This window comes from Pantoea sp. S62, assembly GCF_016658625.1.
In the GTDB taxonomy this organism is placed as follows: domain Bacteria; phylum Pseudomonadota; class Gammaproteobacteria; order Enterobacterales; family Enterobacteriaceae; genus Pantoea; species Pantoea vagans.
Genome location: NZ_JACVVI010000004.1, coordinates 294798 through 319104, shown reverse-complemented (window position 1 = coordinate 319104; position 24307 = coordinate 294798). Strand labels below are relative to the sequence as shown.

Sequence of the window (24307 nt, the reverse complement as noted above, 5' to 3'; positions counted from 1 at the left end):
CCGATGGTAGTGTGGGGTCTCCCCATGCGAGAGTAGGGAACTGCCAGGCATTAAATAAGTGAAGAAGCCCCGCACGAAAGTGCGGGGCTTTTTTACGTCTGTTGTTTGCCACTTTAAGCTGAAACATTTTCATTTTCTGCATGAAACCTCGACATCTTACAACGATCAGGCTAATGTTGGGCATCCAGATGTCTAAACGTTTATATGGTTGCGAGAGGTGAGCAGGCTATGCCAATCAGGGTTCCCGACGAATTACCGGCAGTGAATTTTTTGCGTGACGAAAATGTCTTTGTCATGACATCGTCGCGCGCCAGTGTTCAGGAGATCCGACCGCTTAAAGTGCTCATACTGAATCTGATGCCGAAAAAGATCGAAACGGAGAATCAGTTTCTGCGTCTGCTTTCCAACTCGCCCTTGCAGATCGATATTCAGCTGCTGCGCATCGACAGCCGCGAGTCACGTAATACGCCCACTGAGCACCTCAACAATTTCTACTGCAATTTTGAAGATATCCAGCACGACAACTACGATGGCTTAATCGTGACAGGTGCACCACTGGGACTGGTTGATTTTAATGATGTCGCCTACTGGCCCCAGATTCAGCGCGTACTGCACTGGGCCAATGAGCACGTCACCTCCACCCTGTTTGTCTGCTGGGCCGTGCAGGCTGCGCTTAATATTCTGTATGGCATTCCCAAGCAAACCCGGCATAACAAGCTGTCTGGCGTCTATGAGCACCAGATTCTGCATCCCCATGCGTTACTGACCCGGGGTTTTGATGATAATTTCCTTGCGCCACACTCACGCTATGCTGATTTTCCTACTCAGCTGATAACGGATTACACCGATCTTGAGCTGTTTGCTGAATCGGAACAAACCGGCGCCTATCTGATGGCGAGTAAAGACAAACGTCTGGTGTTTGTTACCGGTCACCCGGAGTATGATGCGCTGACGTTGTCGGGTGAGTATCATCGCGATTATGAAGCGGGAGTCAGCCCGGAAGTCCCGTATAACTACTTCCCGCAGGATAATCCGGCTCTGCCACCGCGCGCCACCTGGCGAAGTCACGGCAATCTGCTGTTCTCGAACTGGCTCAACTACTATGTTTACCAGATCACCCCGTTCGATCTGCGCCGCATGAATCCAACGCTGGAATAGTCCCACCTGACGATCAACTGAACCGTGTTAGCCAAAGGCAACACGGTTTTTTTTCGTCTGTAAAACGCTAATGAAATCCGTTCCTTTAATAAAAATAACTTTAATTGCATGTAAAACATCGGGATAGAATAATTTATATACAAAAATGGAAATAGTTTTTGATTTAGAAAAATAAATGCTTATGCTCTGATCCTGTCGCTCACAAAACGAACACCGTGTGGATCCGCTGCATTCGATCCTTTGAATACAGGAGAAAACCAGCATGACAGACTCAGTGATCAGCCATACCCTCTCTTTCAGCCAGCCCTTTAACCATGCCGAACAGCAGTTATTAACCCTCGAGGCCGTCTCTTTTCTGGAGGCGCTGGTTGCGCGCTTTGCACCGCAACGCGACGTGCTGTTATCAGATCGCCAGCAGCGTCAGCAGCAATATGACCAGGGCTATCTGCCAGACTTCGATATGGAAACCGCTTCCATAAGAGCCAGCGAATGGCGTATTCAATCCATTCCGGCAGACTTAGAAGATCGTCGGGTCGAGATCACGGGGCCACCCGAGCGAAAAATGGTGATTAATGCCCTGAACGCAAACGTAAAAGTTTTTATGGCCGACTTTGAGGATTCGCTGTCACCGGAGTGGTCAAAACTGATTGACGGGCAGCTGACACTGCGCGAAGCGGTGCAGGGCACCCTGAGTTACACCAGCGACACGGGCAAAATTTATCAGCTCGGCGCTAATCCAGCGGTGCTGATGTGCCGGGTTCGCGGCCTGCATCTGTCAGAAAAACATGTCAGCTGGCAGGGTGAGGCGATTCCGGGCGGGCTGTTTGATTTCGCACTCTATTTCTTCCACAACGTCCGGCCTTTGCTGGCTAAGGGCAGCGGACCTTACTTCTATCTGCCTAAGACCGAGAGCTGGCAGGAGATCGCATGGTGGCGTGAGATCTTCAGCTTCAGCGAGGATCAGTTCGATCTGCCGCGCGGCACGATCAAAGCAACAGTGCTGATTGAAACCTTACCCGCCGTGTTTCAGATGGATGAGATCCTGTGGAATCTGCGCGATCACATCGTTGGACTCAACTGTGGCCGCTGGGATTACATCTTCAGCTACATCAAAACCCTGAAACAGCATCCGGATCGCGTACTACCGGATCGCCAGTCCGTCACCATGTCTCAGCCGTTTCTGGATGCTTACTCGCGTCTGCTGATTAAAACCTGTCATCGCCGGGGAGCATTCGCGATGGGCGGTATGTCAGCGCTGATCCCCGCTAAAGATCCGACGCGCAATGCCTGGGTGCTGCAGCGCGTGACGGAAGATAAACAACGGGAGGCGGGCAACGGGCATGACGGCACATGGATTGCGCATCCGGGCCTGGCAGATACCGCTATGGCGGTCTTCGATGCTGCGCTGGACGACCGGCCGAATCAGCTGCATGTCATGCGTGAAGAAGATGCCCCGATCACGGCGGAGCAATTACTCGCACCCTGTCAGGGTGAGCGCACCGAAGCGGGGATGCGCGCCAACATCCGCGTCGCCCTGCAATACCTTGAAGCCTGGATCAGCGGTAACGGCTGTGTGCCGATTGACGGGCTGATGGAGGATGCCGCTACCGCTGAGATTGCACGCACCTCAATCTGGCAATGGATTCGTCACCAGCAAATGCTGAACAGTGGCCAGCGGGTCACGGCCGAACTGTTTCTGCGCTGGCTGAACGAAGAGCTGCATCTGCTGCAAAACGCGCTGGGTGAAGCCCGCTTTAGTGCCGGTCGCTATGATGACGCGGCGCAGCTGATGGCGCAGATCACCACCGAGCGCGAGCTGGTTTCCTTTCTTACCCTGCCAGGCTACCGCCTGATCCCCTGAACAGAGGAGCTATTGCCATGACACGTACTCAACAGATCGATCAACTGGAACAACTCTGGCAGACCGCACGCTGGGAGGGCATTACCCGTCCTTATAGCGCCGCAGAGGTCGTCAATCTGCGCGGCTCGGTCCTGCCCGCCTGTACGCTGGCAGAGCGCGGTGCGGAGAAGTTATGGGCGCTGCTGAACGGCGAAGCGAAGAAAGGGTATATCAACAGTCTGGGGGCGCTCAGCGGCGGGCAGGCACTGCAGCAGGCCAAAGCGGGCATTGAAGCAATTTACCTTTCTGGCTGGCAGGTGGCTGCGGATGCCAACGTAGCGGGGCAGATGTATCCCGATCAGTCGCTTTACCCGGTGAACTCGGTGCCGGAAGTGGTGACGCGCATCAATCAGACCTTTCAGCGCGCCGATCAGATTCAGTGGTCCAGCGGTATCGAAAAGGGTGACAGCCGATACACCGATTTCTTTCTGCCGATTGTCGCTGATGCGGAAGCCGGTTTTGGCGGCGTACTCAATGCGTATGAGCTGATGAAGGCGATGATTCAGGCGGGCGCGGCTGCGGTTCACTTCGAAGATCAGCTGGCGGCGGTAAAAAAATGCGGTCACATGGGCGGCAAAGTACTGGTACCGACTCAGGAAGCGATTCAGAAACTGGTGGCGGCGCGGCTGGCTGCGGATGTCATGGGCGTGCCAACGGTACTGCTGGCCCGCACCGATGCCGACGCCGCGGACCTGATTACCTCAGACTGCGATGAATACGATCGTCCCTTTATCCGTGGCGACCGGACGGCAGAAGGCTTCTTCCGCACACACGCTGGCATTGAACAGGCGATCAGTCGCGGGCTGGCTTATGCCCCTTATGCTGACATCCTGTGGTGTGAAACCTCAACGCCGGATCTGGCGATGGCGCAGCGCTTTGCCGATGCCATCCATGCGCGCTTCCCCGGCAAACTGTTGGCCTACAACTGCTCGCCATCGTTCAACTGGAAGAAGAACCTCGACGACCGCACCATCGCGAAGTTCCAGCAGGCGCTCAGCGACATGGGCTATCGCTTCCAGTTCATCACGCTGGCGGGCATCCACAGCATGTGGTTCAACATGTTCGATCTGGCGCATGCCTATGCCCAGGGCGAAGGCATGCGTCACTACGTGGAAAAGGTGCAGCAGCCTGAGTTCGCCGCCCGCGATCGCGGTTACAGCTTCTCGTCACATCAGCAGGAAGTGGGCACCGGCTATTTCGATCAGGTGACCAACATCATTCAGGGCGGTAAGTCTTCGGTCACCGCGCTCACCGGTTCGACCGAAGAGCATCAGTTCTGACGCTTCTCCTATGACGGATTCCCCGCCCGCACCACGCGGGCGGGCATTGACCGGAGCTGACTATGCCGCCACGTGAATCCCTGATCGCCCACACTATCCTGCAGGGTTTTGATGCTCAGTATGGCCGTTTTCTGGATATTACCGCCGGGGCGCAGCAGCGGTTCGAGCAGGCAGAATGGCAGGCAGTGCAGCATGCGATGAAGGCCCGCATTCATCTCTATGATCATCACGTCAGTCTTGTCGCCGATCAACTGCGGGTGCTGAATGGCGCGGCCAGCTGGGATGAGATTTTCTGGCTGCGGGTCAAGGAACACTATCAAAGCCTGCTGCCCGGCTATCCCCGGCATGAAATTGCTGAAAGCTTCTTTAACTCGGTTTACTGCCGGTTGCATGGACATACCGACCTGCAGCCGGACCGGCTGTTTATTTTCAGCTCTCAGGCCCAGACTGCGCCGGTGACACCTTTGCGACCGTTGTCGCGCCATTATCAGCCGGAGCGGGGCTGGCAGGCATTGGTGGATCAGGTGCTGGGAGATTTACCGCTGACGCTGCCCTGGCAGCACCGCGCGCGTGATGTCGGGTGGATTGTCCGCCATCTGGCGTCGCATTTCCCCCGGTTGGATCAGGGCTGGCTGGAGGTCAACAGTGAACTCTTCTATCGCAACAAAACCGCCTGGCTGGTGGCGCGCCTGCAGCTGCCGGAAGGCATTTTTCCCTGTCTGCTGCCGATCCAGCGCACGGAAGCTGGCGAACTGTGGATCGACACCTGCCTGACTGATGTGAATGACGCCAGCATTGTGTTTGGTTTTGCCCGTGCCTATTTCATGGTGTATGCCCCGGTGCCTGCAGCGCTGGTCGCCTGGCTGCAACCGATTCTGCCCGGTAAAACCCTGGCGGAGCGCTATATGGCGATTGGCTGTCAGAAGCACGGTAAAACTGAAAGCTATCGTGAATATCTTCAGGCGCTGGCAGAGAGTGACACCGCTTTTGAGATCGCGCCTGGCGTGCGCGGCATGGTGATGCTGGTCTTCACGCTGCCGGGCTTTGACTGGGTGTTCAAGGTAATAAAGGATCGCTTCGCACCGCAAAAAGAGGTGACGGAAGCGCAGGTCCGCGCCTGTTATCAGCAGGTCAAAGAACACGATCGCGTGGGACGGATGGCGGATACGCAGGCGTTCGAGCAGTTTGCGCTGCCACTGTCGCGTATCTCACCGGCGCTGCTGGCGGAACTTCACGCCTGCGTGGCAGAGAAGCTGCATATCGAAGGCGATCGCCTGATCATCCATCATCTGTGGCTTGAGCGTCGTATGCAGCCGCTTAATCTCTATCTGGCTCACGCCAGCGACGCTGAGCGACGACACGCCATTGAGGAGTATGGTAATGCCATTAAACAGCTGGCAGCCGCCAACATCTTTCCTGGCGACATGCTGTTTAAAAACTTCGGCATAACCCGCCATGGGCGCGTGATTTTCTACGACTACGATGAGATCCGCCCGATGCAGGAGCTGAATTTTCGCGAGGTGCCCGCGGCGCGCTATGAGGAGGATGAACTCAGCGCCGAACCGTGGTACAGCGTCGGGCCGGACGATGTCTTCCCGGAAACCTTCCGCTATGCTTTATGCAGTGAAGCCGCGACCGGTGCCTTGCTGCTGCAACTGCATCCCGAGATATTCGACGCCCGCTGGTGGCGCGCGCAGCAGCAACGCCTCGCCCTGGGTCATGTGGAGGAGGTGATCGCCTGGCGGCAGACGCAGCGTTTCAGCGTCTGCTATGCGGCGGAGACGGTCAACGGCCGCTATACGCCAGCGTAACCTGACGCGCTTCGCGGATGACCAGCGCACCTAATTCCGTAATCCGATCGTCTGTCATGCGCGCGATGGGGCCGGAAATCGAAAGAGCGGCAAACGCCTCGCCATGTTCATCATAGATGGGCGCGGCGACACAGCGCAGTCCGAGCGCATGCTCTTCATCATCCAGCGAAAAACCCGCTTTGCGCACCTGCGCCAGATTCTCTTTCAGACTCTGTGGCGACATCAGGGTTTTCGGCGTGTAGTAATGCAATCCTTTCTGATGCAGCAGGGCGGTGACCTGCTCATCACCCAGATGCGCCAGAAAGGCTTTGCCTGCGCCTGACGCGTGCATCGGCAGTTTGCCGCCAATCGGCGCAGACATCCTCATCAGCTGGGTGCACTGTACCTGATCAATGATCACCGCCTGGTGGTCGCTGAGATCCAGCACCGCTAGATTCACCGTCTCACCGGACTGCTCCATCAGGCTGCGCAGCACCGGGTGGACCAGCGCCAGCAGATTGCGGCTTTGCAGAAAACTGCTGCCGACCACAAAGGCGTGTGCGCCAATTGTCCACAGCCCGAGATCGCCCACCTGACGGACAAAGCCCTGCTGTTGCATGGTGCTGAGCAGGCGATGCGTGGTGGAGTTAGGCAGGCCCGCCTGCTGTGCCAGCTCGGTCAGCGCCACGCTGCCATGTGAATCCGCAATCAGCTCCAGTAGGGTCAGGCCGCGCGTCAGCGATTGAACCTGACCGCCCGCCGGTGCGGCGACAGGGGTGCCGCGGGGTTTCTTACCGCGCTTAACAGGAACGGGCGTTGCCATCGTTGTCTCTCCTTTTGCATTGTGGAAATCATTTTCGTTTTAATCACACCGTTTGCAAATGCTGGTTTTCTGGTCAGACCTGTATGACCATGGCTGGAACCTGTCGCAGAAGAGGTTACTTTGTCGCCAGACAGGCTTGTGCCAGAATGAAAAACAGGGTTTTCCGCCAGCAGACTGACGTGAATGGGGCAACAGTGAGCACTAAAATCGACGTGCTACATCAGCAGCTCGCACAACGCATTATGGTGTTGGATGGCGGCATGGGCACCATGATCCAGAGCTACCGACTGGCGGAAGAGGATTATCGCGGCAGCCGTTTTGCTGACTGGCCCTGCGATCTCAAAGGCAACAACGATCTGCTGGTGCTGAGTAAACCGTCGGTGATCCGCGAGATCCACGACGCTTATCTGGCTGCCGGTGCAGATATCCTCGAAACCAACACCTTCAACGCCACGTCGATTGCGATGGCGGATTACCAGATGGAAAGCTTGTCGGCGGAGATCAATTTCGAAGCGGCCCGGCTGGCGCGCGCCTGCGCCGATGCGTGGACGGCGAAAACGCCGGATCGCCCGCGTTATGTCGCGGGTGTGCTCGGCCCGACCAACCGTACCTGCTCGATCTCACCCGACGTCAACGATCCTGCTTATCGCAACGTCACCTTTAATCAGCTGATGGAAGCCTACCGTGAATCGACCCGTGCGCTGGTGGAGGGCGGTGCTGACCTCATCATGATCGAAACGGTGTTCGATACGCTGAATGCCAAAGCGGCTGTCTATGCGGTGAAGACCGAGATGGACGCGCTGGGTGTGAAACTGCCGCTGATGATCTCCGGCACCATCACCGATGCGTCCGGCCGGACGCTCTCCGGCCAGACCACCGAAGCGTTTTACAACTCGTTGCGTCATGCCGAACCGCTCTCTTTTGGCCTGAACTGCGCGCTGGGGCCGGATGAGCTGCGTCAGTATGTGGCGGAGCTGTCGCGCATCGCCGAGGGCTACGTCACTGCCCATCCCAACGCCGGACTGCCGAACGCCTTTGGCGAATACGATCTCGATGCAGAACTGATGGCGGAGCAGATTGGTGAATGGGCCACCTCGGGCTTCCTGAACATTATTGGCGGCTGCTGTGGCACTACGCCGCAACATATTGCGGCCATGGTCGCGGCGGTTGACGGCGTTGCGCCGCGCAGGTTGCCGGTGATTCCGGTGGCCTGTCGCCTCTCCGGTCTGGAGCCGCTGAACGTCACCGCAGAGTCGCTGTTTGTTAACGTCGGTGAGCGCACCAACGTCACCGGCTCAGCAAAATTTAAGCGGCTGATTAAAGAAGAGAAGTACAGTGAGGCGCTGGAAGTGGCGCTGCAGCAGGTGCAGAGCGGCGCGCAGATTATCGACATCAATATGGATGAAGGAATGCTCGACGCCGAAGCGGCGATGGTGCGGTTTCTGAATCTGATTGCGGGCGAACCGGATATTGCCCGCGTGCCGATTATGATCGACTCCTCGAAATGGGCGGTGATTGAGAAAGGGCTGCAGTGCATTCAGGGCAAAGGGATTGTGAACTCGATTTCGATGAAAGAGGGGGAAGCGGCCTTTATCCATCATGCGCGCCAGGTCAGGCGTTACGGCGCGGCGATGGTGGTCATGGCGTTTGACGAAGTGGGCCAGGCAGATACCCGCGCCCGTAAAATCGAAATCTGTCGTCGCGCTTACCGGATTCTGACCGAACAGGTCGGCTTCCCGCCGGAAGATATCATTTTCGATCCCAACATCTTTGCGGTCGCCACCGGCATCGACGAGCACAACAACTACGCCATGGATTTCATCGGTGCCTGTGAAGACATCAAGTGTGAACTGCCCCATGCGCTGATCTCCGGCGGCGTCTCCAACGTGTCGTTTTCCTTCCGTGGCAACGACCCGGTGCGTGAAGCGATACATGCGGTGTTTCTCTACTATGCTATCCGTAACGGCATGGATATGGGCATCGTCAACGCAGGCCAGCTGGCCATCTATGACGATCTACCGGCAGAACTGCGCGAGGCGGTGGAGGATGTGATCCTCAACCGACGGGATGATGGCACTGAGCGGCTGCTGGCGCTGGCGGAAAAATACCGTGGCGGCAAAAGTGATGGTGCGCAGGACAAGCAACTCGCCGAGTGGCGCAGCTGGGACGTGGTGAAGCGGCTGGAATATTCGCTGGTCAAAGGCATCACGGAGTTCATCGAGCAGGATACCGAAGAGGCGCGTCAGCAGGTGCCACGTCCGATAGAGGTGATTGAAGGGCCGCTGATGTCCGGGATGAACGTGGTCGGCGACCTGTTCGGCGAAGGCAAAATGTTCCTGCCACAGGTGGTGAAATCGGCGCGCGTGATGAAGCAGGCGGTGGCGTATCTGGAGCCGTTTATCGAAGCCAGCAAAGAGGCGGGGCGCAGCAACGGTAAAATCGTGCTGGCCACGGTTAAAGGTGACGTGCATGACATCGGCAAGAATATCGTCGGCGTAGTGCTGCAGTGTAATAACTACGAAATTATCGACCTTGGCGTGATGGTGCCAGGCGAGAAAATCCTCAAAACGGCGCGTGAAGTGAAGGCGGACATCATCGGCCTGTCTGGCCTGATTACGCCGTCGCTGGATGAGATGGTCAATATGGCGAAAGAGATGGAGCGGCAGGGCTTTACCTTACCGCTGCTGATTGGCGGCGCGACCACCTCGAAGGCGCATACTGCCGTCAAAATTGAACAGCACTACAGCGGCCCGACGGTCTATGTGCAGAACGCCTCACGCACCGTCGGCGTGGTGTCGTCGCTGCTCTCCGCCACGCTGAAAGACGACTTCGTTGCCCGAACGCGCAAAGAGTACGAAACCGTTCGCATCCAGCATGCGCGTAAAAAGCCACGCACGCCGCCGGTCCCGCTGCAGGCGGCGCGCCACAACGCCACCTCAATTGACTGGGAAAGCTACACGCCGCCGGTACCGCATCGCGCTGGTGTCAGTCAGGTGGAGGCCAGCATTGCGACGCTACGCAACTACATCGACTGGACGCCGTTCTTTATGACCTGGTCGCTGGCGGGTAAATATCCCCGCATTCTTGAAGATGAGGTGGTGGGTGAAGAAGCGCAGCGTCTGTTTGCCGATGCCAGTGCGATGCTCGACAGATTAAGTGAGGAGTCGCTGCTGAAGCCGCGTGGCGTGGTCGGTATTTTCCCGGCTAACCGGGTTGGCGATGATATCCATGTTTACCGCGATGAGCGACGCGATGAAATTTTGTGTGTGAGTCATCACTTACGTCAGCAGACCGAGAAAACGGACTTCGCCAACTACTGCCTGGCGGACTTCGTTGCCCCGAAGTCAGCGGGAAAAGCGGATTACCTTGGCGCGTTCGCGGTGACCGGCGGACTGGAAGAGGATGCGCTGGCGGAGGCCTATGATCGTCAGCACGATGACTACAACAAGATCATGGTCAAAGCGCTGGCGGACCGTCTGGCGGAAGCCTTTGCTGAATACCTGCACGAGCGGGTGCGTAAGGTGATCTGGGGCTTTGCGCCCAACGAAAACCTCAGCAATGAAGAGCTGATTCGCGAAAATTATCAGGGGATACGTCCGGCGCCAGGCTATCCGGCCTGCCCGGATCACACTGAAAAAGCTGCCATCTGGCGTCTGCTGGCGGTTGAAGAGCAGACCGGCATGAAACTGACCGAATCCTTTGCCATGTGGCCGGGTGCGGCGGTGTCCGGCTGGTATTTCAGCCATCCTGACAGCCGCTATTTCGCCGTGGCGCAGATTCAGCGTGATCAGGTGGAAGATTATGCGACACGCAAAGGGATGTCGGTGAGTGAGGTGGAGCGCTGGCTGGCACCCAATCTCGGCTACGATGCGGACTAAATAAAAAAAGCGGCCTGAGGGCCGCCTGAAGGGAGATCAGCCGCACCGTACTGGTCAGCTGTAATATCGAGCCAGCACAGGAAACACGGTCAGATTGGAAAGGCGCTAAAGCCAGTCCCTGGCCGCTCGGCCCGCGCCGTCCCTGGCGCGGGACGCTTTCCTCTTCTGCCCGTGTTCCCTGCGCATCAGGCTTCTTCATTGCTGAGAGTCACCCTGACCGGGCCTGTCAGCCAACTCATGCATACAGGTGACTTCCTGAAACGCGTGCCAAAGTCAAAGCGATGGGAGCATACGCCAGGAGTAAAGCATCGCGGGCCACAGATGGCCCGCGCTGAGCATGCCACGGATGGCGTTTTTGCGTCTTTACGCAGGGCGTTTGCTCCCTGAGCCTGCTTCTGTAAACAGCGTTGAGCGGCCCGGAGGCCGCCTCTGCTTAGTTGAAGCGAGCGTCGCGATCCGACGTCAGATCATACAGCTGGTATTTACGTCCCAGCATCTGACCGCCATCACGCGTCAGCGGCACCCAGTTCACCTGCGCGCGACCGCGTGTTGGCGTCACGGTGAACAGATCCATCGGGATAGAGATATAGAAGCCTTTGGTGAAGTCGCCTTCGCCATACTCTTCAGACGACACGTTGGTTTTGGTGGCATAAACACCGACCATCACGCCGCTGTCGAAGCGCTTCGACACATCGACCGTCACGCCTTTATCTTTTGCCAGATACTGACCGACGCTGGTTTTCACCAGCACATCCTGCATGAACCACGGACGCCAGTAACCGGTCAGGTTGCCCGTTGACGCTTTGTAGCGGTTAAACTGCATCATATTGTCCCAGTCACGCTGACGGACGTAGTTGGCATCGACGCCCACCGCCCAGTTCGCATCGACCGGACGATAAAGCAACTCGCCGCCCACGCCGCCGTACATCGTCTCCAGATAGCCGCCGTAGACCTGACCATAGAAGCCGTTACCGAGGTGGCCCATATAGTTCGCCTGCAGATCGTTGACGTAGACGTTGTTCTCAACGTAGTCGCGGATATGGGTACGCACGCGCGGCAGCGAAGAGTCCGCCGGTGCGCCGTTGTAGTTGAACTTATCGTAGTTGTTGGCGAGGTTACCAAACAGACTGCCGCCCACCAGCAGGTGATCCGTCAGCCAGTAATCCGCGCTGGCCATCACGCCAACCTGATACATGTAGAAGCTTTCGGGGCCGCCCACCGACTGATTCAGCACTGGTGACAGGCTGTAGTTCAGGCGATCCTGGCGGATGAACATCCCCTGCTCGGTATTACCCGGATCGACCGGTTCTTTGCGGGTCTGTTGCAGCGGCTGTTCGTGGCCGAGCGGGTAGCCTTCCAGATCGTTACGCAGACTGGCAACTTTCGTTTCAGTGGTCACCTGCGGCATGTTAAAGCGCGACTCGGTCACATTGATGGTGTCGATGCCGTCCGGCAAGTGGTTCATGATGATGCGGTTAGCGCGATCCACCCCTTCACGGGTATCACGATACTTCGTCTGCTCGCCTGACACATACAACGTGTGGCCCTGAGTCTGAATCCGCGGACCATCAAGACCAGCGTTGTATTTCAGATCGGTCAGCTGAGTCCCGACTACCGTCGGTTCCAGCAACTGAGGCTGCGGCTGCGGATTGTAGGCCGGCTTCTCGCTGTCGATGTGCGCCTGACGCAGATCGTTGAAGTTGGTACGGATGGTGACACCAAACATAAAGGTGTTGCCGCGCTCGTAGCTGGCGTTGATGTCAGCCCAGTCGGTCACACGATAAATCGCGCCGACGTTGAGCTTGCTGCGCTGATCAAGGCGGCCAGCAAAGTCATTCTGGTAGTCGTTGCCCTCATACTCCATCTTGAGACGCAGCGGCTGCCAGGGCGTCTGATACTCCACGCCGCCGAAAAAAGCTGTCGGACCGTGGAACATCTGCGAGCCATTGATGGAACCCGCTTCGCCCACCCGTGGACGCTGGCAATAGCTGTCGCTATAGGAGCAGAACGGGTTCTTCACAGTGCCGCTGTTGCCGAGATAGCCCCAGCCGAGGCCCAGGGTGAAGTCGAACGGTCCCCAGGCTTTGGTTCCCACCACATATTCACTGTCAAACAGGCCGGTACCGCCGAGATCGCGGGTTCCCACCGCCACTTCCGGCAGCCAGAAGCCTTCCTGCCACAGACGCAGTTTCAGGTCGAAGGCTTTATCCTTATAGCTCTGCGTGCCGCTGAATTCTGACACTGCACTGTACTGCCGGGTGCGCACGTCGGTATAACGCACGGTCGTCTCCAGCCAGGGAAAGAGCTGCAGTGACGCAGAGTAATAGCGGTACTGATCGTTGTCGCGCGCATTGAGGCTGAACTCGCCTTCTTTGGCCATGCGCGCCGTCGGCACCTGCATCAGGCCCACACCACCGAAATCAGATTGTGACGGGCCCACCGGCGCGGGGAAGGTGTCGGCCTGCGCCTGACAGGCTGCCGCCACGGAAACAGCCAACAGGCTGAAGAGATAACGTTTTTTCATCAGTCTGGTATCCGGTGAGTCAGTACGGAAAGAATGCGATCGTTCAGATCTTCATAGCTGCCTGGCAGGCTCCATGAGGAAAAGCCGAGCCAGATAACGCTGCCTGGCTCCACTTCCGCGTGGCGATGATTCCAGTAAGCAACCGGCACCTGCTGTGTGGCGCCGGAAGGCGAAATCACCGTGACAAAATTGCGTTCTGCGCCGGAGAGTGACGGGTGACCCTCCAGATAGTCGCGTACTGATTTACCCGGCTGCCAGCTCACTTTGCCTGCGCCGCTTAATGCGCCGAGCAGCAGCACTGAATCGGATGGCGTCTGCAGCCAGAGGTCATAGCTGCCTTCCAGCCGACGGTTGTCCGCCGGATGGAGACGGATCCAGTCCGGGTCAAGCGGGGTGAACTGACGACCTGTCACGTTGATGGCGCTCAGCTGGCGGATGACCTCATCAATAGCCGCCGCCCGATCGCCGCTGCTGTCAGCACGCCAGGCACGTAAAGCACCCAGCGTCTGTTGATATTGCTGCTGTGCGACGGCGCTGGCACCGCGCTCGGCAATAACGGTACGGCGCCAGTCCGTGTTGGCCTGCAGCGGAGGCAGTGTCACCAGCTGTGAGAGATCCGCGATCTGGCTCAGCTCAGCCTGACCGCCGTTGTGCGGTGCATGAACGATAACCTGCGCAGTCGCCTGCGCTTCTGCGGCGCTGAGCAGGCTCAGCCCGGCCAGCAAAATAGTGATTTTTTTCATGATTTCGCCGGCTTCAGAATAGTGATATCGACAGGGAAGGCATCGGCCGCCAGCATCTGATGGGCCTGCACCACATCACCGCTGCTGTTGTCGATCCAGAAGGTGTTTTCCCACTCGCGGTTACTGCTGTCGATGCTTACCTGCTCATGCCAGACACGGCACGGGATACGGTTGCCCGCCACGGTCAGCACTTCGTCGGTGCCGCGCTGGAAGGTGGAACGCACGGTCGCGCCGCGAACCTTGCCCTGCTCGGTCCACTGCACGATGCGGGTCCAGCCTGCGCCATTGCTGATATGCAGGCTGTCAGCAAGCGGATCCTGTTGCAGATTGCTGACGCTCAGCAGGTTATCCGGTAAGCCCAGGGTTTTAACCAGGCGGCCGTGCTGTGTCACCAGCATCGCCTGATCCTGCGTCACCCATTTCTGCTGCCCCTTCTCGCTGTAGCCCAGCACCACAAAAATGCGCGGACCGTCATTCAGACGAGCATAGAGACTGGCATAGGGAAGATTGTTGACCTGTTGATCGGTGACGGTCACGTCATCCGGACCGTTAACCGCGAGCAGCAGGGTCTGTTCAAGACCTTTTTGCGTTTGTGTACAGGCCTGCAGCAGCAGGCAAGCGAGCAGCAGAGGAAGTCGGCGCACTGTGTGTCCCTGATAAGTCATGCCAAAGTAAAAAATAACCACACAGGCGTGTGGTTATGTTTAAAGGTGCTCTGCCCGTCACGGCTGGCTGCAGAGATACAGGTTACAAGGCTCAGCGTCATCACTTAACGAAGTCAGTGATTCAGCCTCGGCCCGTTTGCTGCACATCAGCAATCAGACGGGAGTCGGGCATCCATCAACGAGTGGTGCTCGTCGTGGTCGTGGTTGTTGTACCGGTATTTGCGCCGTCACCACCGCCAGAAGCAGCAATGCCGAGCCCGACCAGCGCGCCAAGTGCGCCGATACCCACAGCCGTGGACGTGCCAGCAGAGATTGCTCCCGCCTGCGCGCCAGCTGCAGTACCTGCTTCACCTGCTTCCTGCGGCGCAGCAAATGCGCTGGAAGAAGCGGCAACGAGGATCAGGGCTGCACCGGCAACCATAGTTTTTTTCATAACAACGTTTCCTGCATTGAGTGAATGAAGGATCTCTGACCGGCGACAAGGGCTATACAGACAGGCTGCAACCAGAGCGACGGACAGTCCCATTGCGGGCGCGTTCATTATAGGGCAACAAAATATCAGAGTTCAGTGCCATAAAAACCAGGGCAAATAGCGGGGTGATTGCGTGATTTAATCAGCTGGATTGGGGATAACTACTTTTTAAATCGGAGTTTTTCTGGTTGATACCCTATATTTCGCTACGGGTGAGGTAATTGCAAAGCGGAATGTTCTTTTTTAGTTATATCTGGTACGGAATAAGAATAATCAGAATTTACTCAGAAGAGCTTAAATTAAATATGACTATAAATCAATAGTTAACCCTGCGTGCCGCCTGTTTTCAGATCCATTTTATACTGGACGCCACTCTGTTTTATCACCAGATGTTCAGAATTATCTTAGGGTATTTTAAGACTTTTCCCGCGCTGGCGTGAATGACAGAATCGATAATCAGGTCATCCGGATGGAAAAAGAGACAAAAAAAGGGCGGCAACGTTGCCGCCCGATGAAATTAACGCCGATTAACGCCAGGATTTATAGCGGTTAATTATGGCATTAGTGGAACTGTCATGAGAGGTAATTTCGTCCTCATTTTCCAGTTCCGGCAGAATACGGTTCGCCAGCTGCTTACCTAATTCCACACCCCACTGATCAAAGGTGAAGATATTCAGGATGGCACCCTGCGTGAAGATTTTGTGCTCGTACAGCGCAATCAGCGCGCCCAGGCTGTACGGCGTAATCTCACGCAGCAGGATGGAGTTAGTCGGGCGATTACCTTCAAACACCTTGAACGGCACAATGTGGGCCACAGATTCTGCAGATTTGCCGGCATCGGTAAACTCTTTCTCCACGACGTCGCGTGACTTACCAAACGCCAGCGCTTCGGTCTGGGCAAAGAAGTTAGAGAGCAGTTTTGGATGGTGGTCCGCCAGCGCGTTATGAGTAATAGCCGGCGCAATAAAGTCACACGGAACCAGTTTAGTACCCTGATGGATCAGCTGATAAAACGCATGCTGACCGTTAGTGCCGGGTTCGCCCCAGATAATAGGGCCCGTCTGGTAGTCCACCGGGTGACCGTCGCGATCCACATACTTGCCGTTTGACTCCATATTTCCCTGCTGGAAATAGGCGGCAAAGCGGTGCATGTACTGGTCGTAAGGCAGAATCGCTTCGGTTTCGGCACCAAAGAAATTGTTGTACCAGATACCAATCAGCGCCAGCAGCACCGGCAGGTTCTGTTCAGCCGGGGTGGAGGCGAAGTGCTGGTCCATGGCATGTGCGCCGCTCAGCAGCTGCTCGAAGTTATCGAAACCAATCGAGAGAATGATCGACAGGCCGATCGCTGACCACAGTGAATAGCGGCCGCCAACCCAGTCCCAGAATTCAAACATGTTATTGGTGTCGATACCGAATTCACCCACTGCTTTGGCATTGGTCGACAGTGCAGCAAAGTGTTTCGCTACATGCTGCTGATCGTCTGCGGTTTTCAGGAACCAGTCACGCGCGCTGTGGGCGTTGGTCATAGTTTCCTGAGTCGTGAAGGTCTTGGATGCAACCAGGAACAGGGTGGTTTCCGGGCTGAGATCTTTCAGCGTTTCGGCGATGTGAGTGCCGTCAACGTTGGAGACAAAATGCATATTCAGATGATTTTTGTACGGGCGCAGCGCTTCCGTCACCATAAACGGGCCAAGGTCGGAGCCGCCGATACCGATGTTCACTACGTCGGTGATCGCTTTACCGGTATAGCCTTTCCATTCGCCGCTGATGATGCGCTCTGAGAAGCCTTTCATCTTGTCCAGCACCGCGTTGACCTCTGGCATCACATCTTTGCCATCCACCAGAATCGGCGTGTTACTCCGGTTACGCAGTGCGACGTGCAGCACCGCACGATCTTCGGTACGGTTAATCTTCTCACCCGAGAACATAGACTTAATGGCACCGCTGAGATCGGTCTCTTTGGCCAGCGCCTGTAACTTATCGAGGGTTTCCTGGGTGATGCGGTTTTTGGAGAAATCCACCAGCATCTGATCATCAAAGGTGGCAGAGAATTTGGCAAAACGATCGGCATCCTGAGCGAACAGATCGGCAATTTCTACCGATTTCATCTGCTCAAAATGCTGTTGCAGCGCTTTCCAGGCTGCGGTTTGTGTCGGATTGATATTTTTCATGGCAACACTCTTGTTGATATTAAGAACCGTCATTCCATCGGAGGCACATCATGCCCGTTTAGCGTTTCAGTATGACCACACTTGTAACTGAAAGGAAAAATTTTGTCAGCGTACGCCGCGCAGGCGAGGTGAACGCTGCGATCTGACGTCAGCATTCACTGGCGCGAACAGCCTGCGGATGGCAGCAGTATCACTCGCTAAAGTGTGACGCGAAAGTCTGCGCAAAACGTTGTGCCGTGTCAGGGATTGTTGCAGGGGCTGAACCCATTAAGCACTGTAGTCGCTGCGGCGCAGGGTCATTTGTTTTCTGATGCGGCTCTCCGGCCATCGCTGACATTGACAGCAGGTCCAGAAAAGGCTAGATCTATGCGCCTACTTGCGCACCTGTGTGCAAGCCAGAAGAGGCGCGTCGCCCAGGCAGTGTGTTGGAGGAACCGTATCCGGTGAAAACACATCATGGGGAGCGACGCCGAGGTGGGTCAGCACGCGGTGTGTTGCCTGTCGGCTACAGGGGCTGAATCCTCTGGGTTGTCACCAGAAACGTCTGCAGTCGACGTTTTGCAAGGTGGGGCGCTTCTGGGTGACTCGTCTATCCGATCTTGTCCGCCCGTTTCTGCTCTTTCCTTGTGCCTGGCTGAAAGCATGTTTCTCGACCCTTTCATCGGCGAGAACAAGATAACCTGACACGAGGTCCTACATGTCTCAAACTCTGATAGTGGCAAAATTTGGCGGCACCAGCGTAGCCGATTTTGAAGCGATGAACCGCAGCGCCGATGTGGTGTTGCAGGACGCCAGCACGCGTCTGGTGGTGCTCTCTGCCTCGGCAGGCATTACCAATCTTCTGGTTGCGCTGGCTGAAGGCCAGCAGGCACCCCAGCGCGCTGCTCTGCTTGATGATATCCGCCGTATCCAGTACGCCATCGTCGATCGCCTGCAGCGTCCGGACGTGATCCGCGATGAAATCGATCGGATGATCGACAATATCAGCATGCTCTCAGAAGCGGCGTCACTCGCCACCTCAAATGCCCTGACCGATGAACTGGTCAGCCACGGCGAGCTGATGTCTTCACTGCTGTTTGTTGAAATTCTGCGTGAACGTCAGGTGAATGCAGAGTGGTTTGATGTTCGCAAAGTGATGCGCACCGACGATCATTTTGGCCGCGCAGTCCCGGATGTTCAGGTGCTGGCGGAGCAGGCGACGGCACAGTTGCAGCCGCGCATTGAGCAGGCGCTGGTGATTACCCAGGGCTTCATCGGCAGTGAAAGCGAAGGGCGTACCACCACTTTAGGGCGTGGCGGCAGTGATTACACCGCCGCGCTGCTGGGCGAAGCGCTGAATGCGGCGCGAGTCGATATCTGGACGGATGTGCCAGGTATCTATACCACCGATCCACGCGTGGTGCCGACGGCGAAGCGTATTGATGAAATCACCTTCGAAGAAGCCGCTGAGATGGCGACGTTTGGTGCCAAAGTATTGCATCCGGCGACGCTGCTGCCCGCCGTGCGCCGGGGTATTCCGGTCTTCGTCGGTTCCAGCAAGGATCCGGCCGCAGGCGGTACCCGCGTCTGCAACGAAACCCGCAATCCGCCGCTGTTCCGGGCGCTGGCGTTACGTCGTAAGCAGACGCTGTTAACGCTGCACAGCCTTAACATGCTGCATACGTTTGGTTTCCTCGCCGAACTGTTTAACATTCTGGCGCGTCATAACGTCTCCGTTGACCTGATCACCACCTCCGAAGTGAGCGTGGCGCTGACGCTGGATACCACCGGATCGACCTCAACCAGCGCCAGTCTGCTGACGCAGGCGCTGCTGACTGAACTCTCGTCGCTGTGCCGGGTAGAAGTGGAGGAAGATCTGGCGCTGGTGGCGATTATCGGCAATGAGCTGTCAAAAGCCTGCGGTGTCGGCAAAGAGGTGTTTGGTGTGCTCGACCCGTTCAACCTGCGGATGATTTGCTATGGGGCCAGCAGCTACAATCTCTGCTTCCTGGTGCCGGGCAACGACGCGGAAAGCGTAGTCCGTACGCTGCACCGCAATCTGTTCGAGTAAATTTATCTGCTGTTCAGGCCGCGTCTGCGCGGCCTGAACAGCGGCAAAAAAACTTCACTTCGTTCTGATCCTCCGCTGGTTTCTTTTTCCCAGATAATTCAATTAATCCAACGGCTTATTACCCACTATTGCCAAATGGCAACCCCTTTCTTTGCGCATTTCGTGTACCGGCGTTGCGCTCTCTTTCCTCAGATTTATAATCCCGCCGCTGAATCAATTCACCCAAATTTAGGAAATATCATGAAAAGGTTAGTCGCAGAGGCGCTGGGGACTTTTGTACTGGTCGCAGGCGGTTGTGGTAGTGCCGTACTGTCAGCGACGTTCCCGGAACTCGGCATTGGCTTCATGGGCGTCGCGCTGGCTTTCGGTCTGAGCGTACTGGTCATGGCGTATGCGGTCGGTCATATCTCGGGCGGTCATTTTAATCCGGCGGTCACTCTGGGATTAGTGGCAGGCGGACGTTTCTCCGCCTCGCAGGCCATTCCTTACATCATCGCGCAACTGGTAGGCGGCATTGCTGCTGGCGCGGTGCTTTATCTGATCGCCAGCGGTAAAGGCGACTTCAGCGCAGCGGCCAGCGGCTTTGCGGCGAACGGCTACGGCGAACACTCGCCGGGCGGCTTCAGTTTGCAGGCAGGCATGATCACTGAGGTCGTGATGACGGCTATCTTCCTGATTGTGATCATGGGCGCGACCAGCGAACGCGCGCCAAAAGGCTTTGCGCCGATCGCGATTGGGCTGGCGTTAACCCTAATCCACCTGATCAGCATTCCGGTGACTAACACTTCTGTTAACCCGGCACGCAGCACCGCAGCAGCCCTCTTCCAGGGCGACTGGGCGATCGCTCAGCTGTGGATGTTCTGGTTGATGCCGATTATCGGCGCCGTGATTGGTGGTTTGATCTACCGCGGTTTAGAGGATAAAGCAGCGTAATTTCGTCGATATTCAGCGGATCGGCAGCAGTCGATCCGCATTTTCCTGCCTCGCGCCATCTTCGCCTTACGCCATGATAATGAAATGTTATGATCCCGGCCTCGTCACGACAGTCGTTCCTGCATGATGACGCTCTATGGCAAATCTGCACTAAACATAACATTCTTATAAGGAAGTCTGGCTATGCTCGCCACGTTAACCCGCCTGTTCCCGCTCTGGGCCGTGCTGCTGTCTGTCGCCGCTTATTACTCTCCAGGTACCTTTCTCGGCATCGGACCCTGGGTCACTTATCTGCTGATGCTGATTATGTTCGGCATGGGCGTGACCCTGAATATCGACGATTTCAAACGGGTGCTGACCCGGCCTGCGCCGGTGATTGCCGGCACCTTTCTGCACTATCTGGTGATGCCGTTAGCCGCCTGGGGGCTGGCAAAACTGTTTCATATGCCGCCCGATCTGGCCGCCGGTATGATTCTGGTCGGCTCAGTTGCCAGCGGCACCGCCAGCAACGTGATGATCTATCTGGCGAAAGGCGATGTGGCGCTGTCGGTAACCATTTCTTCCGTCTCTGCGCTGGTGGGCGTGTTCGCCACGCCGCTGTTAACGCGCTTTTATGTGGATACCCACATTCAGGTTGATGTGGTGGGCATGCTGCTGAGCATCGTGAAGATCGTCGTGATCCCAATCAGCCTCGGACTGATCATTCATCACAGTATGAACAGCGTGGTTCGCCGGGTGGAACCGTGGCTGCCTGCGTTTTCGATGGTCTGCATTCTGCTGATCATCAGCGCGGTGGTGGCGGGCAGTCAGGGCTTTATCGGATCGGTGGGTCTGATGGTGATCGCGGCGGTCATCCTGCATAACGCGATTGGTCTGCTTGGCGGTTACTGGGGCGGCAAACTGTTTGGCTTTGATGAGTCAACCTGCCGTACGCTGGCGCTGGAGGTCGGCATGCAGAACTCCGGTCTGGCGGCGACGCTGGGCAAACTCTACTTCTCGCCGCTGGCGGCATTGCCGGGCGCGCTGTTCTCGGTGTGGCATAACCTGTCAGGTTCGCTGCTGGCGGGTTACTGGTCCGGAAAGCCGATTAAGAAGAAGTAACCGTGGCGGCGCATTATTGCGATGCGCCGCTTCTCACTGCTGTTGCGCCGGACGCGTGCTCCGGCGTAACTGTCTGTTCACACCCCTTATTCATAATCTCGCTCATCGTCGGGCTGGTCCAGCACGGTATAGGCCACGCTGCAGAACAGCGAATTCAGGCGCTTCATGTCGCCGAGTAAACCGAGGTGCAGCGAGCTGGTTTCAATGCTCTGCACGTTCTGCTGATGCAGGCGATCAACGTGGGCGTGAGAGTAGCGACGAATCATCAGGCGGAAGCGATGTTTCGCGCGGCGCAGACGTCTGGCGCTGGTGACATCGTGCGACAGAAACACCGACAGGCTCATTCTGAGGTTGGCGATCAACAGTTCCTGCAGTTCCTGCAGCTCCTTTAATCCCTCGGCAGAAAACGCGCGGCCCGCTGCCAGCGACTTGTCAGCGACATCGCCGCTCATCCGCTCAATAATGTCACCGGCCTGCTCCAGATTCAGCGACATCTCAATAATTTCGCCCCAGCGGCGCGAATCCTCTTCGGGCAAATCCTCTTTGGGCATCCGCGCCAGATAGAGTTTGATGGCGGTATAAAGCACATCGACATCATCATCCAGCCGACGCACCGTGCGCTCCTCGCGGGACTCACCATGCACGACTTTATTAAACGCCTCCAGCATCTGTTCCAGCACGTCACCCATGCGCAGCGCTTCGCGGGCGGCATTCACCAGCGCCAGCGCCGGGGTGTCCAGCGCGCTGCGATCGAGATGCTTTGGCTTAAGCTGCAGCGCGTTGTCGACGTCGTCAGCAATGAGTCGACGGCAAAGGCGCGCCATCAGGTCCGCAAACGGCACCATCGCCACGCAGCGGATCAGGTTGTAAAACACATGGAAGAAAATCACTAACTCTTCATCGTTGACCGGCAGCTTATCGAGCCAGGTCGCCACAATATCGACAAACGGCAGGATCAGGACGCAGCCAATGAACTTGAACAGCAGGCTGCCGAGCGCAACGCGCTTACCGGCGGCATTCGAGCCGCTGGCGTTGATCATCGCCAGCAGGCCGCTACCGAGATTGGCACCAATCACCAGACAGAGCGCGACCTTGAACGAAATCACGCCGGTGGCAGTCAGTGTCGCGGTGATCAGCACCGCGGCCAGACTGGAGTAACTGATAATGGCAAACACTGCGCCCAGCAGCGCATCAAGCATCACGTCGCCGGTCAGGCTGGAGAAGAGTACCTGCACGCCCGCGGCCTGAGTAATCGGACGCGCCGCTTCAACAATCAGCTGCAGCGCCAGCAATATCAGGCCCAGGCCGATACTGGCACGGCCTAACTGACCGGCGCGGGTCTGCTTGCGGCTGAGGAAGAACACCACACCAAAGAAGATAAACAGCGGTGAGAGCCAGGAGAGGTCAAAGGTCAGGATGCGCGCCATGATGGCGGTACCAACATCCGCGCCCAGGATCACCACCAGCGCAGGCGTCAGGCTGACCAGATTCTGTGCCACAAACGAGGTGACCAGCAACGTCGTGGCATTGCTGCTCTGTACCAGCGTAGTCACGCCGAGACCCGCCAGAAACGCCATCGGTTTTTTTTCTATACTGCGGCTCAGCACGCGGCGCAGATCGGCACCGTAAACCCGCATGATGCCGGTTCGCACGATATGTGTGCCCCAGACCAGCAGGGCCACTGCAGAGAGCAGATTAAGCAGAGTTAACACGGGGTATCGCTCCTCATTTGTCAGGCTTCAAACAGCACAGACTGCCAGCCTGACAGCAAGAGCAATCTGTGAAGGGGATTGCCGTGCTATGCGTGATTTTTTCCTGTGTTTTAAGCCACCTGGCGCAAAGTCGACAGCTCTAATTGTAGACCAATCTGCCTGCCAGCGGGGTGCAAATCCGCCGCTGATCGGTTCAGCACATCGACCGAAAGCTCCACGTCATGCGCCCGGATACGGTAGCGGATGACGTTACCCAGCAGGCTGTGGCTGAGGATTTCTGCAGGAATCCCCTGGCCCGGCGCGGTAAACAGCATCGATTCCGGGCGAATGGCGACCTGGCTGTGGAAAGGCTGGCCGGTCAGCCGCGTCGCCTGCTCGGCACTCAGCAGGTTGTAGTTGCCGATAAATCCGGCAGCAAAGAGATCGACCGGCTGGGTATAGAGCGCTTCGGCATCGCCGTTCTGCACAATTTTGCCCCGGTTCATCAGCACAATGCGGTCGGAGAGCGTCAGCGCCTCCTCCTGATCGTGGGTGACGAAGAGGGTGGTGAGATTCAGCTCGCGCTGAATGCGCCGGATTTGATCGCGCAGATGGCGACGGATGCGCGCATCCAGCGCCGACAGCGGCTCATCCAGCAGCAGCAGACGCGGACGCGTCACCAGCGAACGCGCCAGCGCCACGCGCTGACACTGGCCGCCTGACAGCTGATGCGGATAACGACGCGCATAGTCACTGAGTTCCACCAGTTCCAGCACCTCCAGCACCCGCTGGCGGATCTGTGCCTCGGGCAGCTTCTGCATCTTCAGGCCAAACGCGACGTTCTTCTCCACCGTCATGTTGGGAAACAGCGCATAGCTCTGGAACACCATGGCAATGGCGCGTTTCTGCGGGGCCAGCGGCACGATATCCTTGCCCTCCAGCCTGATTTCACCGCTGTCGACGCCGGTTAATCCCGCCAGACAGCGCAGCAGCGTCGATTTGCCGCAGCCGCTGGGGCCGAGCAGGGTGACAAACTCTCCTTCGGCGGCGCTGAAATCGATCTGCTCAAAAATCGGCGTCGGTCCATAAGACTTGTTCAGCTCTCTGACCTCAAGGTAACTCATA

16 protein-coding genes and 1 riboswitch are annotated in these 24307 nt (G+C 57.0%); of the genes, 8 read left to right on the top strand and 8 right to left on the bottom strand.

Features of this window, described 5'->3' with window-relative positions:
- The first annotated feature begins 228 nt into the window (after nucleotides 1–228).
- From metA to aceK, 4 genes are all read left to right on the top strand, one after another.
- Nucleotides 229–1158 (top strand): homoserine O-succinyltransferase, encoded by a 930-nt coding sequence (gene metA / locus IBT54_RS09065; RefSeq protein WP_013359748.1) that lies wholly within the window; start codon nucleotides 229–231, stop codon nucleotides 1156–1158.
- A 262-nt stretch (nucleotides 1159–1420) separates the two neighbouring features.
- On the top strand, nucleotides 1421–3019 hold the full coding sequence (gene aceB / locus IBT54_RS09060; protein WP_107319235.1) for a malate synthase A: 1599 nt from the start codon (nucleotides 1421–1423) through the stop codon (nucleotides 3017–3019).
- A gap of 17 nt (nucleotides 3020–3036) precedes the next feature.
- Nucleotides 3037–4338, top strand: coding sequence for an isocitrate lyase (aceA, locus tag IBT54_RS09055; RefSeq protein WP_013359750.1), 1302 nt, complete (start codon nucleotides 3037–3039; stop codon nucleotides 4336–4338).
- 62 nt (nucleotides 4339–4400) lie between these two features.
- Complete coding sequence (aceK, locus tag IBT54_RS09050) at nucleotides 4401–6149, top strand: bifunctional isocitrate dehydrogenase kinase/phosphatase (protein ID WP_201252035.1); 1749 nt, start codon at nucleotides 4401–4403, stop codon at nucleotides 6147–6149.
- On the opposite strand, the gene iclR is transcribed toward aceK, so the two are convergent.
- Nucleotides 6124–6951, bottom strand: coding sequence for a glyoxylate bypass operon transcriptional repressor IclR (gene iclR / locus IBT54_RS09045; RefSeq protein ID WP_033784456.1), 828 nt, complete (start codon nucleotides 6949–6951; stop codon nucleotides 6124–6126). The two genes, aceK and iclR, sit on opposite strands and share 26 nt — an antisense overlap.
- Before the next feature lie 194 nt (nucleotides 6952–7145).
- Here iclR and metH point away from each other — a divergent pair, with 194 nt between their 5' ends.
- Complete coding sequence (metH, locus tag IBT54_RS09040; protein ID WP_201252043.1) at nucleotides 7146–10829, top strand: methionine synthase; 3684 nt, start codon at nucleotides 7146–7148, stop codon at nucleotides 10827–10829.
- 433 nt (nucleotides 10830–11262) lie between these two features.
- On the opposite strand, the gene IBT54_RS09035 is transcribed toward metH, so the two are convergent.
- The 5 genes from IBT54_RS09035 to pgi form a co-directional block, all read right to left on the bottom strand.
- Complete coding sequence (locus IBT54_RS09035) at nucleotides 11263–13353, bottom strand: YjbH domain-containing protein (RefSeq protein ID WP_013359754.1); 2091 nt, start codon at nucleotides 13351–13353, stop codon at nucleotides 11263–11265.
- On the bottom strand, nucleotides 13353–14096 hold the full coding sequence (locus tag IBT54_RS09030) for a capsule biosynthesis GfcC family protein (RefSeq protein ID WP_033784457.1): 744 nt from the start codon (nucleotides 14094–14096) through the stop codon (nucleotides 13353–13355). Before IBT54_RS09030 ends, IBT54_RS09035 begins: the two co-directional genes overlap by 1 nt.
- A complete protein-coding gene (locus IBT54_RS09025; protein WP_013359756.1) occupies nucleotides 14093–14740 on the bottom strand; it encodes a YjbF family lipoprotein in 648 nt (215 codons plus the stop codon). The genes IBT54_RS09030 and IBT54_RS09025 overlap by 4 nt, the downstream gene beginning before the upstream one ends.
- A gap of 196 nt (nucleotides 14741–14936) precedes the next feature.
- Entirely contained in the window at nucleotides 14937–15194 is a 258-nt protein-coding gene (yjbE, locus tag IBT54_RS09020; RefSeq protein ID WP_013359757.1) for an exopolysaccharide production protein YjbE, read from the bottom strand.
- Between the two features lie 566 nt (nucleotides 15195–15760).
- Complete coding sequence (pgi, locus tag IBT54_RS09015; RefSeq protein ID WP_201252034.1) at nucleotides 15761–17407, bottom strand: glucose-6-phosphate isomerase; 1647 nt, start codon at nucleotides 17405–17407, stop codon at nucleotides 15761–15763.
- Between the two features lie 391 nt (nucleotides 17408–17798).
- Nucleotides 17799–17991: riboswitch (Lysine riboswitch) on the top strand.
- A 113-nt stretch (nucleotides 17992–18104) separates the two neighbouring features.
- Between pgi and lysC the strand changes: the two genes are divergently transcribed.
- The 3 genes from lysC (at nucleotide 18105) to panS (ending at nucleotide 21491) form a co-directional block, all read left to right on the top strand.
- Nucleotides 18105–19457 carry a lysine-sensitive aspartokinase 3 gene (gene lysC / locus IBT54_RS09010; RefSeq protein WP_033734867.1) on the top strand — a complete coding sequence of 451 codons (1353 nt, stop codon included), beginning with the start codon at nucleotides 18105–18107 and terminating at the stop codon, nucleotides 19455–19457.
- Nucleotides 19458–19697: 240 nt separating this feature from the next.
- Nucleotides 19698–20390, top strand: a complete 693-nt coding sequence (gene aqpZ / locus IBT54_RS09005) for an aquaporin Z (protein ID WP_201252033.1) — start codon at nucleotides 19698–19700, stop codon at nucleotides 20388–20390.
- A gap of 183 nt (nucleotides 20391–20573) precedes the next feature.
- Nucleotides 20574–21491 carry a ketopantoate/pantoate/pantothenate transporter PanS gene (gene panS, locus IBT54_RS09000; RefSeq protein WP_003855809.1) on the top strand — a complete coding sequence of 306 codons (918 nt, stop codon included), beginning with the start codon at nucleotides 20574–20576 and terminating at the stop codon, nucleotides 21489–21491.
- Between the two features lie 86 nt (nucleotides 21492–21577).
- Here the strand turns inward: panS and IBT54_RS08995 are convergent, their stop codons facing one another.
- Together IBT54_RS08995 and IBT54_RS08990 are read right to left on the bottom strand one after the other, a co-directional pair.
- Nucleotides 21578–23203: a Na/Pi cotransporter family protein gene (locus tag IBT54_RS08995; RefSeq protein WP_013359762.1), complete on the bottom strand. Its 1626-nt coding sequence runs from the start codon at nucleotides 23201–23203 to the stop codon at nucleotides 21578–21580.
- Between the two features lie 110 nt (nucleotides 23204–23313).
- The gene (locus IBT54_RS08990) at nucleotides 23314–24306 is read right to left on the bottom strand and encodes an ABC transporter ATP-binding protein (RefSeq protein ID WP_201252032.1); all 993 of its coding nucleotides are present in this window, start codon (nucleotides 24304–24306) and stop codon (nucleotides 23314–23316) included.
- Nucleotide 24307 lies beyond the last annotated feature (1 nt).

Coding starts and splice junctions, on each gene's coding strand:
- IBT54_RS09035 (WP_013359754.1), bottom strand. CDS start 13,353: ATGAAAAAACGTTATCTCTTCAGCCTGTTGGCTGTTTCCGTGGCGGCA.
- panS (WP_003855809.1), top strand. CDS start 20,574: ATGCTCGCCACGTTAACCCGCCTGTTCCCGCTCTGGGCCGTGCTGCTG.
- yjbE (WP_013359757.1), bottom strand. CDS start 15,194: ATGAAAAAAACTATGGTTGCCGGTGCAGCCCTGATCCTCGTTGCCGCT.
- metA (WP_013359748.1), top strand. CDS start 229: ATGCCAATCAGGGTTCCCGACGAATTACCGGCAGTGAATTTTTTGCGT.
- IBT54_RS08990 (WP_201252032.1), bottom strand. CDS start 24,306: ATGAGTTACCTTGAGGTCAGAGAGCTGAACAAGTCTTATGGACCGACG.
- lysC (WP_033734867.1), top strand. CDS start 18,105: ATGTCTCAAACTCTGATAGTGGCAAAATTTGGCGGCACCAGCGTAGCC.
- IBT54_RS09030 (WP_033784457.1), bottom strand. CDS start 14,096: ATGAAAAAAATCACTATTTTGCTGGCCGGGCTGAGCCTGCTCAGCGCC.
- aqpZ (WP_201252033.1), top strand. CDS start 19,698: ATGAAAAGGTTAGTCGCAGAGGCGCTGGGGACTTTTGTACTGGTCGCA.
- pgi (WP_201252034.1), bottom strand. CDS start 17,407: ATGAAAAATATCAATCCGACACAAACCGCAGCCTGGAAAGCGCTGCAA.
- aceA (WP_013359750.1), top strand. CDS start 3,037: ATGACACGTACTCAACAGATCGATCAACTGGAACAACTCTGGCAGACC.
- aceK (WP_201252035.1), top strand. CDS start 4,401: ATGCCGCCACGTGAATCCCTGATCGCCCACACTATCCTGCAGGGTTTT.
- aceB (WP_107319235.1), top strand. CDS start 1,421: ATGACAGACTCAGTGATCAGCCATACCCTCTCTTTCAGCCAGCCCTTT.
- iclR (WP_033784456.1), bottom strand. CDS start 6,951: ATGGCAACGCCCGTTCCTGTTAAGCGCGGTAAGAAACCCCGCGGCACC.